General features: G+C 37.1%; 12 protein-coding genes. 6 read left to right on the forward strand and 6 right to left on the reverse strand.

Annotated features, from left to right (window positions below; all coding sequences use genetic code 11):
• Positions 1-584 precede the first annotated feature (584 nt).
• Positions 585-1,784 (forward strand): multidrug effflux MFS transporter, encoded by a 1,200-nt coding sequence (locus tag F981_RS09810; RefSeq protein WP_004721061.1) that lies wholly within the window; start codon positions 585-587, stop codon positions 1,782-1,784.
• Positions 1,785-1,828: 44 nt separating this feature from the next.
• On the opposite strand, the gene F981_RS09815 is transcribed toward F981_RS09810, so the two are convergent.
• Positions 1,829-2,386, reverse strand: a complete 558-nt coding sequence (locus tag F981_RS09815) for a TetR/AcrR family transcriptional regulator (RefSeq protein ID WP_004721062.1) — start codon at positions 2,384-2,386, stop codon at positions 1,829-1,831.
• A 668-nt stretch (positions 2,387-3,054) separates the two neighbouring features.
• On the opposite strand from F981_RS09815, the gene F981_RS09820 reads away from it, so the two are divergent.
• Genes F981_RS09820 through cuyB form a run of 5 tightly spaced genes read left to right on the forward strand, consistent with a single transcriptional unit; the run spans position 3,055 to position 7,457 of the window.
• Positions 3,055-4,125: a taurine ABC transporter substrate-binding protein gene (locus tag F981_RS09820; RefSeq protein WP_004721064.1), complete on the forward strand. Its 1,071-nt coding sequence runs from the start codon at positions 3,055-3,057 to the stop codon at positions 4,123-4,125.
• A gap of 9 nt (positions 4,126-4,134) precedes the next feature.
• Positions 4,135-4,914, forward strand: coding sequence for an ABC transporter permease (locus F981_RS09825; protein WP_004721065.1), 780 nt, complete (start codon positions 4,135-4,137; stop codon positions 4,912-4,914).
• Positions 4,914-5,705 (forward strand): ABC transporter ATP-binding protein, encoded by a 792-nt coding sequence (locus F981_RS09830; protein WP_004721066.1) that lies wholly within the window; start codon positions 4,914-4,916, stop codon positions 5,703-5,705. The genes F981_RS09825 and F981_RS09830 overlap by 1 nt, the downstream gene beginning before the upstream one ends.
• Positions 5,706-5,722: 17 nt before the next feature.
• On the forward strand, positions 5,723-6,745 hold the full coding sequence (gene cuyA / locus F981_RS09835) for a D-cysteate sulfo-lyase (RefSeq protein WP_004721067.1): 1,023 nt from the start codon (positions 5,723-5,725) through the stop codon (positions 6,743-6,745).
• Between the two features lies 1 nt (position 6,746).
• On the forward strand, positions 6,747-7,457 hold the full coding sequence (cuyB, locus tag F981_RS09840) for a cysteate racemase (protein ID WP_004721068.1): 711 nt from the start codon (positions 6,747-6,749) through the stop codon (positions 7,455-7,457).
• Between the two features lie 189 nt (positions 7,458-7,646).
• On the opposite strand, the gene F981_RS09845 is transcribed toward cuyB, so the two are convergent.
• From F981_RS09845 to F981_RS09860, 5 genes are all read right to left on the reverse strand, one after another.
• Positions 7,647-8,909: a carbohydrate porin gene (locus tag F981_RS09845; protein WP_004721069.1), complete on the reverse strand. Its 1,263-nt coding sequence runs from the start codon at positions 8,907-8,909 to the stop codon at positions 7,647-7,649.
• Positions 8,910-9,175: 266 nt separating this feature from the next.
• On the reverse strand, positions 9,176-9,883 hold the full coding sequence (locus F981_RS09850) for a YoaK family protein (RefSeq protein ID WP_004721070.1): 708 nt from the start codon (positions 9,881-9,883) through the stop codon (positions 9,176-9,178).
• 48 nt (positions 9,884-9,931) lie between these two features.
• A complete protein-coding gene (locus F981_RS09855; protein ID WP_227515068.1) occupies positions 9,932-10,609 on the reverse strand; it encodes a YoaK family protein in 678 nt (225 codons plus the stop codon).
• Positions 10,610-10,647: 38 nt separating this feature from the next.
• Entirely contained in the window at positions 10,648-10,812 is a 165-nt protein-coding gene (locus tag F981_RS23280) for a DUF1427 family protein (protein ID WP_004721074.1), read from the reverse strand.
• A 57-nt stretch (positions 10,813-10,869) separates the two neighbouring features.
• A complete protein-coding gene (locus F981_RS09860) occupies positions 10,870-12,744 on the reverse strand; it encodes an amidohydrolase (protein ID WP_004721075.1) in 1,875 nt (624 codons plus the stop codon).
• Between the last annotated feature and the right edge of the window lie 27 nt (positions 12,745-12,771).

Below are 12,771 nucleotides of genomic sequence, written 5' to 3' on the forward strand. Positions count from 1 at the left end.
TACAATTAAACGTTATAGGGTTAAATATTAATTATTTAACCCTATTTTTACATCTAAATTTAGGTAATTATTCGAGTTAATTCTTGTTCTAAAAATAATTAATTCAAACAATCAAAACATAAATATAAGACCTCATACGAGCCATAGTCTCTACTCAGCGCAAAATTCAGCCGGATAGGAATCAAGAGAAGAAATCAGGGCTAAAGGTCAATTAAATAATGGTCATTTTTTGATATTCAAACAAATATTGATAATTGTCAGATCAAAGTCTGAACGGCTACAAATTGAAACCGGTTCTAAAACAACATACTCCTCTTGCATGTAATTTTACATCAAGCTCTTTGACTAATACTTTCAGCATTCACTCAGCGTGACTATTATTTTATATGTTGTAATTTAATGACGATAGTTGGTTCATTTTAAAAGATTATTTAGTAAGGATTTTTTTTTATACATATAAAGCTACCTTTGGCACCCTGCTCTTTAACTCCATTAAAAATCGTATTTTGGTTGATTTTAAAAACAAACAAAAATAAACTACCTACCGTTAGGTAGTTTTAAATATACAAATTTGGTGAAATTTTATGCAAGGTCACTTACAGACTCACAAAATGAGTGCTTCATTTATCATATTACTCTCACTATTAACTGCTTTAGATGCCTTAGCAATTGATATTTATGTGCCCGCATTTCCAGTGATAGCGACCTCATTACAGGTATCTACCAGTCAAATCCAACAAACATTATCAATTTTTTTAGTAGGTTTAGCTGTTGGCCAAGGCTTATATGGACCATTTCTTGATCGTTTTGGTCGAAGAATTCCATTATTAATTGGTTTAATTATTTTTATTTTGGGTTCTCTGCTCGCTGCAGTCGCAACTTCACTTGAACTATTATTGTTCGCACGCTTTCTTCAAGCCATTGGTGCTGCGTCTGGTCTGGTCACACCTAGAGCAATTATTAGCGATATTTGTAATGAGCAAGATGCAGCTCGCCATTTTTCTGTGTTAATGCAAGTCATGATGGTCATTCCAATCATTGCCCCTTTGGTTGGAAGTCAACTTTTGAACTACGGCACATGGCATATTATTTTTTATACATTAGCCTTACTATCTTTTATGTTATTGGTGTGGAGTAGTATATCTGTTCCAGAAACATTAGCTCTTTCGAATAGACAACCCTTAAATCTAAAAAATATTTTCAAAAATTACTATCTTCTATGTAGAAATAAAAGCTATTTCAGTTTTACCCTTGCTGGAGGCTTTCTACTCGGTGGGTTCTTCTTCTACATTAGCAATTCACCCTATATTTTTATTCAACATTACTCAGTCAGCCCTGAACATTATAGTTATCTCTTTGCACTCAATGCACTGTGTTTCATCATCTTTGGTCAGCTTTCAATTTGGTTATTGAATAGAGGATGGTCTGCTTACCAAGTTTTAAAGCTAGGCTCTATTATTTTAATGTTTTTTACACTTATGCTTAGCCTAGTAACGTTACTGTATACACCAAGTTTATGGGTTTACACCCTATTACTGACTATGGTTATTAGTTCTACAGGGCTTTTATTTGGTAATCTTACAGCACTGACCATGCAACAGGTACAACATCACTTAGCAGGAATCGCTTCAGCTTTAATTGGCTTACTTCAATATAGTTTCGGAGCAGTTATTGGTTTTATTGCCAGTCTTGCAACAGAAAATATCCTCGTCCTTCCTGTAACTTTACTTATATGTGCTTTTTGTATGATTATATTAAATACAATTGCTCATAAAAATGCTTAAAAATAGATAGTGCTAAATATCTAATATTAGATATTTAGCACCTTTTAACCGATTAACACCTCAAGTGCTTTTAAGATCGCATCTAATCTTTTTTTATATTTATCTTTACCACCATAAATGAGCTCACTTTGCAAAGCATCTACAAAACACATGCACAGTCGAGCCAAAGTCGTTGAATCAAACTTCTTGTTTTCTATATTTTCAGGGAATACGTTTTTAAAGATATTCTCCAAATCATCCATAAATATATGCATCGGATCAATCACTTGATCATAAATATGCTGTGGTGGGTTAATGAGCGCATTCATCCAAAATTGTACATCATATGAAGCATCAAATCGTTCACCTATGCTGCAGAAATACGCACAAAGTTGTTGATGAAAATTTTCTCCACCAGTTAATGTATTTTTTGCATAAGTCAGTTCATGATTGATCATAATCGGAATTAGACTCAAATATAAATCATCTTTATTTTTGAAATGTGCATAAATAGAGGGTTTTTTAATGCCAACGTCTTCGGCTATTTCATTCATTGATGTTGCAGTAAAGCCTTGTTTTGCGAATCGCTGCAATGCAATACTTTGAATTTTTTTTGCTGTCACAAATGAAACCTAACAAAAATTTTGCCTATTATATTAAAATTATCATCATTAAAGAAGAATTTAAGCTAAAGTCACCTGACTTCATTTTATAAAGCCATCACTAAAGATATATTCAATAATATATTTTTAATGGAGAGGCTAATTACTTATACATTTTTTGTGCGTAACTGATTGGTTTTAATATTCCACAATTTTGATCAAGCACATGTTCATTACCTCCTAATCTAATAATGGTTTAAAATTCATATACCTAGTTAGATAAGTTAAATGAATGTTAATCAAACCAAATTTTAGTTTGTTTATTAATTGATCATTCTCATTTTAATCACCCTTTTTAATTAAACTTATAGGCTTGGTCCGAAAGTACTTATCAATACGAAAACCAGCATGTGTATTTTTGATATTTTTTACTTGAAGTAATCAGAATGTGATCATCAATTATTTAAATAAATGATTTTATAATCAAATTTCTACCTATGCTTTAAAAGCACATCATCTTAAAAATTTGACTACAAGGTATAATCTTTACTTTTAAAAAATATAAATATTTCTTTTTTATTCATAAAGATAACATCTATTTTATATATATCTATTCCATTTTTTCATATTTTTATTAATTTAAAATTCTCATTAAGATCTGAGAAATTTCAAAAACACTGGAAAGAAAAATGTTGAATACAACAGATTTTCATTTTAAAAATTTGGCTTTGTCCCTCGGTATTCTCAGTTTTACACTTTTAGTTGGTTGTGGAAATAAATCGCCACAAAACAATGAACCCAAAGCTGAAGCGTCACAAACAGCAGAACACCCCCAAGAGGTCCGTTTTGCTTGGGGTGGTGGTCCCCGTGTCTGGGTCCTAGGTAAAGCCGACGGAGATTTTGAAAAAGCTTTAGGCACCAAAATTAAGTGGGTTGAATTTGCATCGGGAGCAGATGTGATTAATTACTTTGCTGCCAATGAAATTGATATCGCCCGTTTTGGTTCAAGTCCTGCTGTTGCAGGGATCACTCGCGGATTACCCATTGAAGTCATTGGCTTAGAGGGTCTAATTTCAAGTGCAGAGCGTTTGATTGTTCAACCTGAAATTAAAACTCTACAAGACTTAGTGGGTAAAAAAGTTGCTTTCCCTGCAAACTCAACTGCACAATATGCATTAGAACAAGCACTTACATTAAATAAAATTGATAAATCAAAAATCAAATTATTACCACTTAAACCTGCTGAAATTGTTTCTGCATGGACTCGTGGCGATATTGATGCTGCCTATGTTTGGGGCCCATTTACACAACAATTAGAAAAACAAGGTGGCAAAGAGATTTATCGTACAACGACACTAAATGAACAAGGCATTTTGGTTTATAACAACTTCGCTGTCCGCAAAGAGTTTGCAGAAAAACACCCCGATCTTGTGATTAAGTTTTTAAAAGCATACCAAGAACAAGTTGATGAATATAAAAAAGATCCGAAATTAGCTTCTGAAAAAATTTCTAAATACTTAAACCTTCCATACGAGCAAGTTGAAACTACATTGGCAGGTATTGATTACATTCCTTTGAAAGATCAAGCATCTGAAAAGTATCTAGGTACAACATCAAACGATGAAAACTCAGGCTTGGCAAAAGCAACTCAAGATATTGCTAAATTTTTAGTCGGTATCGGCGAGCTAAAACAGTCTGATGTTCCAAAAAGTTATGCGCCCAATATCGACAGTAAATACCTTATCGAAGCAACTAAATAAGGTTATAGAATGAGTCAGTTGAACCCGTTTAAAGCAAAAGTAATTAGTGCATTATCACTAATCACTTTTGTTGTTATTTGGCAGCTTGTGTGTACGTTTAAACTTGTGTCACCCATTTTATTGCCATCCCCCTTACAAATAGTAGATACAGTTTTAGATTTATTTCAAAACGGTTATCGAGATGCTCCATTTTATCAACACATTTTAGTAAGTACGGCACGTGCATTTTTTGCATTTTTCATTGCCATTATTATTGGTGTTCTTTTGGGGTTGTTAATGGGCCGTAGTCCCGTACTCAATGCCATTTTAGATCCATTCGTACAATTTTTACGCCCTATTCCTAAAATTGCTTTAATCCCATTAGTTGTTGTGTGGTTGGGGATTGGTGAGGCATCAAAATTTTTCCTAATCTTTATTGCTACTTTACTTAGTGTAATTGTTGGCGCAACTGCAGCAAGCCAAAACGTTCCACAGGGTTTAATTCAAGCAGCACAAACAATGGGACTAGGAAAAGCATCAATCTTATTTCGTGTCATTTTACCCTCTTCACTTCCTGAAATTTTCACCACGATTCGCTTATCGATTGGTATTGGTTGGACCTCATTAATTGCGGCTGAGATGGTTGCTGCAACGTCAGGTTTAGGATGGATGATCATTAACGCGGGCTCATACTTACGTACTGATGTTGTGATTGTCGGTATTATTTTACTTGGAACAATTGGCTTTATTTTAGATTGGCTCATTGTAAAAGCACAGCAAAAATGGGCACCTTGGACAGGAAAAGTATAATGACTCAAGCATTTATTCAGCTAAATAATGTTCAAAAAACATTCAAGCAAAACAAATCTGAAAATACGGTTCTAAAAGACATTAACTTAGAAATTTCTGAGGGTCAGTTCGTTTGTTTACTTGGTCCATCTGGCTGCGGTAAATCAACTATTTTGAACTTACTTGCAGGTTTTGAAAAACCTAGCTCTGGTAACATTTATGTAGATGGTCAACCTATTTCAGCACCAGGCATTGATCGAGCTGTTGTATTCCAACAAGCACAATTATTCCCTTGGCTTACAGTGAAAGAAAATATTTATTTTCCCCTTAAGCAATTAAAGGGAGAGCCTAAATACATTACCGAACAAACTGAATATTACTTAGAAAAAACAGGTTTAAAAAAATTTGAAAATCATCGCGTTTGGCAAATTTCAGGGGGGATGAAACAACGTGTTGCACTTGCCCGTGCTTGGGTCATGAAACCAAAAATTTTACTCATGGATGAACCCTTTGGTGCTTTGGATGCTCAAACACGTATTTTGATGCAGGAAACATTAACTAAGCTTTGGCAAGATAACAAAACGACCGTTTTATTTGTCACTCATGATATAGACGAATCTTTACTTTTAGCAGATCGCATTATCTTAATGGCAGGACATCCTGGACGTATTGCAGAAGATATTCAAGTCAATTTACCTCATACACGTACGATTGAAAATATTGCTCCACAGCCAGAATTCATTGAAGCCAAAAAACATATTTTAGAAATTATGCGCAAAGAAGTTAACCGCATGATTGATTACATACACTAAATCTACAGGACACTTTTATGTTATTAAGTCATTTACCCCGCGTTAAACTTGTTCATGCACCTACTCCTCTTGAGTTTTTACCTAACTTAACCAAAGCATTAAACGGTCCTGAAATTTATATCAAACGCGATGATGCAACAGGTCTTGCTACTGGTGGAAATAAAACCCGTAAATTAGAATTTTTAATAGGCGATGCAATTGCAAAAGGCGCAACGCATGTGATTACTCAAGGTGCAACTCAATCTAACCATGTTCGTCAAACCATTGCTGCAGCAAATAAATTTGGCTTAAAAGCATCTGTTTTACTTGAACAACGCGTCAGTGATGCTGCAGATGAATATTACAACAATGGGAACTTATTGCTGGACGAAATTTTAGGTGCCATATCAATTGAAGTTGTTCCTGGCGGCACAGACATGGCTGCTGCTTTAGAAGCGAAAGCAGAAGAATTAGAAGCACAAGGTGAACGTCCTTATATTATTCCAGGTGGAGGCTCAAACGCTATTGGTGCTTTAGGTTATGTATCTACTGCAATTGAATTAATTAACCAACTCAACCAGATCCAACTTGCACCAACTCATCTTGTACATGCAACAGGGAGTACTGGAACTCAAGCAGGTCTTTTAGCGGGTATTGTTGCAACAAATTCTAACTTACCTGTATTAGGTATCAGCGTTCGTGCTGAAAAATCTAAACAAGAAGAAAACGTCTATAAACTTACTCGCTCAACTTTAGAACATCTTGGTTTGAGTGCTGATCTTATCGCACGTGAAAAAGTTGTGGCAATTAGTGACTATGTTGGCGAAGGTTACGGTATCCCAACAGACAGCATGGTTGAAGCTGTTGAACTCCTTGCCAGAACTGAAGGTATTTTGCTTGACCCAGTTTACTCAGGTAAAGGTTTTGCAGGTTTAGTAGGCCTAATTCGCCAAGGTTATTTCACTAAAAACGACAAAGTGATCTTTCTGCATACTGGTGGTGCTGTAGGCTTATTTGGGTACCGTAAAACATTCTCTCACAAAGACGCATACCGCTTGTAAAATGATTGATTTTTCAGAATTTCCTACGCTCGGAATCCTGGGTGGCATGGGGCCAGGTGCTGCAGTTGATTTTCAACAGCGCCTGCTCGATGCAAGCCCTGCAACTAAAGATCAGGAACATATTCCAACTATTGTTTGGAATCATGGTGGAATTCCTGACCGACAACTTGCACTTAAAAACTTAGGTGAAAGTCCTTTCAAAGCCATGTTACATGGATTAAAAATTTTAGAACGTAGTGGTGTTGCTAAAGTGGCAATTCCATGTAACACCGCACATTTTTGGCATGCTGACTTACAACAACAGACCAATATTGAAATCTTAAATATGATTGAAATTACTGTACAACAGATTTTGGATCATTATAAATATGGTGATAAAGTTGGAATTTTAGCAACCAAAGGCGCCCTTTCTACCGAGTTATATCAACGTGAATTAAGTAAATATAACATCCCTTATGTAATGAATTCTGAAGAAGAAATTGAAAAAAAATTTATGCCTGCAGTTTATGCTGTTAAACGGAATGAATCAGAAAAAGCAGGTATCATTTTTCAAGAACTCAGTCAACGGCTTATAGATGTAGGTGCAGGTTCAATTATTTTAGCCTGTACAGAAATTCCCTTGGGCTTACACGCCATTCAATCTCCAATTTTAAATGTAAGCTTCGATACTACGCAACTTTTAGCAGATGCTTGTGTAAGGTGGTTTTACTAAAAATAAATCAGTCTTCATTTTCTATTTAAGAGAATACTTTGAATTATTTTCGGCTTTTTATTGCCTTACATTATATGGCATAAGCATGGATCAAGCAGTATATAAACCCATCTATAATCAATATAGATAAATACCTAGTGTTCGTAACATCAGTATGCATTGATAAAATTTAATTAACTATTCTTGATTCTAAAAGTTAAGCTTTGTCCCCAATGCCAAGACCCAAGCATTGTTGATATCATGTGTTGCACCAGGATGAACAATATATTGCAGGCTTGGACGTAACATCAGCCATTTTGTTGGATAATAACTATAATTTAATTCAATATTATATTCGGCATCAGCATTAATTTGTTTCTTATCATCTGCAAAACGATTATTGATATGAATACGATTAAGCGCAAAACCCAAATTATCCTCAGCTCGGCTGGTTATCACCCCATAATACTTTAGACCGATCTGTTGAGACTGATCCACCTTGTTGGTGGTACGGCTATGGAATGTAAAATTTGCAAAACTGTGTAAGCCCTGCTTTCCTACACCAACTGAAGTAAGTTGCTGGTCAAAATTAAACCAAGCGCCATAGGTATGATTTTGTTGCTGCCCCGTCCGTATATCCTTTTGATTTTTAGTTTCATCTGCAGTGTTATATATTGCTCCTACGCGATAAGTTCCTGCTAATGCATTGATCAATGATTTCGGTTGCCAGATCATCTCTAACGGAATGGTGACACCATCAGCTTGATGGGTACTCAGATTCCAGCCATGCCGTTCTAAAGCATTTTGAGGGTTATATTCATAAACACCGATTTGTAAGGCGAGTTCTGGGTGAAATTGATATTTTAAACGACCACCCCATTGAGAAATTGGAGAGTTATACCAAATTCCGCTTTGCCATTTTCCCATTTGCGTAGCACAAAATGAATTATTTTGAAATTCACAAGACATCACATTGAAATCTGTACCCATTCCCAAACGCCCTAATTTAATACTGAGCCCCTGTTCTTTAAAGTTTTTCTCCAAAGAAAACTCGGTCAATCGACTTTTACTGTTGCCACGACCATAATTTGCTTGAACATTGGCAAGCTGTGGTGCGGATGGATCAGAAATACCTTCTGAAGATAAACTTTGTCCTTGTCTTGCTGTGATTGTTGCTCTTAATGTGATCCCCTCCCAATTTGCCAGCTTTTCTAAATCTAAAGTTGAACCAATTAAAAATTGACTGGCATATTTAGGATCACTCCCCGGATTGTAGCCACCATCAACTAAATAAGCGCTGTCTACAATCAAGTTTGCATCTAATTTAATGCCTTGCTTTAAAAGTTCAGTCCGCATCCCCTCCCAATCACCAAACAAATAAGGACTATTTTTGTCTAAGCTGTATTGAGCAGCATGTAACTGTATACTGAGCAATGAAACAAGAGAAATTGTAAATTTAATCAAATTTGACATAGGTTTACCTTAATTTTGCAAAGTCCATAATTTAAATAAATGACAGATGCTGGTTTTGCTATTCGACAAAACATGGTTTAATTTTTGGATTTCTCAAAAATGTGAATGATGAATGCGAGTTAAATCAATCAAGGCTTGATTTAACTAAAAGACGATTGTTCCAATAAATATTTGAGGGAATTTTTAAGCGCCTACGTGGTCACAATAATCATGACAAAACTCCATTAAGCATGATTACTCATTGACGTTTATTCATCATTGAGTCACTAGCTTGGTTGGACAAATCTTTGCTGGGCTGCGAGATAAGACAGATACAACACGGGTGCCACAAAGAAAGCGACACTCCAGAAATCTAGATACACATATAAAAAAGCACCTAAAAATGCGCCAATCACAAAACCCACCACAATGCTGAAACTGTGCTTTAACTTTTGCATATTGCTATGGTTCCGATCTCTTAAATAATTAGAAATATCTATACCTAACTGTGTTGTATTTCCCGTCATCATGGTGCTCGGACTAATATGTTTAATTAAGGTTTTACTTGAAGTGTTACGAATAGCTAAGGCGATCAGCCCTAAACCACCTGTAATTGCGACAGTGACGCTATTGGCATCTTTAAACGGTTCAAAATATAAACCTGCAAGCATAAACCCAATTAAAAAAATTGCTTCCCCCAAAAATAAATAACTTAAGGTGGTATGTTTTTGTACGCTACGATCAATCCAATATTTGGTGATGGCAACAGTCAGAATAAATAAGGGAATTGCCCCAAGCTTAATCCAAATCCCAGGCCCACCTTTGACCCAAGCAGCACCAGCTAAGACTAAGTTTCCTGTGACATGCGCAGTAAAAAAACCAAACAGTGCGATAAAGCCAATGGTATCAATTGCGCCACCCACAATTGTCAATAACAAAGGATCTCGACATGTTTTCCAAAACCCACTCGGCGGCGTCGTTTGTATATTTTCCATGTTCTACTCGTCATTCAATAATTAATTAGAATTAGGATCTTTCAAAACCTAAGCTTTTTTATAGTTGTCCCGATTGATGTAAATCATCAGCAATAAAACTGGGGGAAGCAAAAATAACCACAGTAGTGCAAATTTATATACGATTGCGGCAACTGCGCATCCCAGTGCAAAACTCAACATGGTTGGAAAAATTGCAACAATACTCTGTCGAATTTGCAGTCTTTTTTCCTGAGAAGGTTTGGAAAAAAGCTCGGCAATATTTAACATCAATTGTGTTGTAGCACCCGTCATCACGGTTGTTGGTGATTCTTTCGTCCAATGGATACGGTGCATCGCGTTTTGAATCGCCATAGCCGCCACCAACAACATGCCTACAGTGAAACTCATGATGGTATCGTATTTCGGAAAGGGCAAATAAAAGTAGGAACATACGGCGACAATACTAAAAAGCAAAAACATCAGTTTTAGAAAAAACGCATATGAACTATTTTGATGTCGGATAAACTTTTGATCCAACAATTTGACCGATAAAACTGTAATACAGAACATCGGTAGTGCTGCCAATTTAGCCCAAGCACCTGTTTGACTCTCGGAGACTAAAGCCGCGCCTAATGTTACAAAATTACCTGTCACGTGGGCAGAAAATAAGCCATGCAATGCGAGAAAGCTTGCAGTATCGACATAGCCTGCATTGAAGCTCAATAACTTACTTAGTCTGAATTGCATCATTTGCCCCTTTCTCCTGTTATTGCATCACCCTATCGTTAGGATAATAAGTTTTTAATCATTGGCATGAGTTGTTCGCCAATAACCATCCCCAATAAACCGCATAGGGCCACAAAAGGGGGGGCTGGAGATTTCACATTTAATAGGTAATACAACACGCCAACCAACAACCCAACGGCCAAAGAGATCAGATAGATTTTCATAAATTTCTCCCCCAATAAAATTCCACCTAGTTTCAGATGGAATTTTTTAGGTTGGTTTTAAAAAGCAAAACAAGAACAGCCTAATGCGCCCCAAAATGATTTTTTATCCTGATCATTGATAGGAACATCAAGCATCCATGCATGCGAATGTCCATGCATGCCACAGCTGCTAGAACATGAACACACTGCTGAATCTTTTTGTAAGGGTTGTAAGGAAGGCGCATTACGATTTTCAGAGTGGCGCCACTGCCCGCCAAATCGCTTGACTGGTGACCAATCAGGCGAAGCGGGTGGAATCGGTGGATCTTGTTGCTTAAATTCGGCACCCGCATAGACCACTTTACCGTCCATCACCGTCATGACTGATTCAATAAATTGAATTTCATCGCCCTCAACAGTGAGATAGTCATCTGAGAGTACAACTAGGTCTGCATGTTCCCCTGCGACTAAAGCGCCTTTATGGTTTTGCTCGCCTGAAAACCAAGCAGATCCTTTGGTCCATAGTCTTAACGCTGTTTGACGATCAAGTAAGTCTTTCTCATCATATAAAGTAAAACCACCCGCAGTTTTACCTGTGGTTAACCATGCCAAACAGACCCAAGGATTGTATGATGCAACACGCGTCGCATCTGTTCCAGCGCCCACTGGTACACCCAACTCAAGCATTTTTTTTACCGGAGGCGTGTCTTTGGCTGCATCGGCACCATAACGCTGAACAAAGATTTCGCCTTGATACGCCATACGGTGTTGAATGGCAATTCCTCCACCGAGGGCACCAATCCGTTCTATGTTTTTTTCTGAAACCGTCTCTGCATGGTCAATAATAAAACGGGTTTCAAATGGCTTTTTACCATTGACACGTTCAAAAACATTGAGCAATCGACTAATGCTTTCATCATAGGTGGCGTGAATTCGAAACGGCCATTTCTTCTCAGACAAATGTTCAACAATAGCTTCTAATTCAGTTTCCATTTTTTCTGGAAGATCTGGGCGAGGTTCATAAAAATCCTCAAAATCACCAGCTGACCAAGTCAGGTTTTCACCCGCACCATTCATCATCAATAATGCATCACCATCACCAGGAAACGTCATTTCTGTCCATCGTTGATAATCTTCTAACTCTTCACCGGCTTTTTGTGCAAAGAGGTTATAAGCAATACGAACGGTCATTTGATCTTTTTCATGCAATTGATTGATCACTGCATAATCATCTGGATAGTTTTGCCCACCCCCTCCGGCATCTATCGCAGAAGTGACACCGAGCCGATTTAACTCACGCATAAAATGTCGGGTAGAATTCACTTGATCTTCGACGGGTAATTTGGGTGCCTTACCCAGTGTTGAATACAAAATTGCAGCAGAAGGCGTTGCCAATAATAAACCTGTTGGCTCGCCTTTTTCATTGCGTTCTATTCTGCCCCCGGGTGGATCAGGAGTATCTTTATTAAAACCTAAGACATCTAATGCTGCTCTGTTCAACATTGCACTTGCATATAAGTGCAGAATAAAAACAGGGGTATCAGGTGCAGCTTTATTGATTTCAGCTAAAGTTGGTAAACGCTTTTCTGCAAATTGGAATTCAGTCCACCCACCGACAACACGTACCCACTGTGGTGCTGGCGTATTTTCTGCCTGCTCTTTGAGTAAGTTTAAAGCATCTTTAACAGTCGGGACCCCTTCCCAACGTAACTCCATATTATAGTTAAGCCCGCCACGGATAATATGGAGATGGCTGTCATTTAAACCGGGAATAACGCGACGACCATTTAAATCAATCACTTTTGTCGAGTCGTTGGCCAACTTCATGATGCTATTTTCATCACCCGCGGCAAACACTTTTCCATCAGCGATCGCAATTGCATCTACTTCAGGTTGTTTCGGGTCAAGCGTGGTAATTTTGCCGTTCTTAAGAATTAACTGTACATCTGTCATGATCATCTCCATGTAGATGAATATTTA

The organism is Acinetobacter guillouiae CIP 63.46 (assembly GCF_000368145.1).
Taxonomy (GTDB): Bacteria; Pseudomonadota; Gammaproteobacteria; order Pseudomonadales; family Moraxellaceae; genus Acinetobacter; species Acinetobacter guillouiae.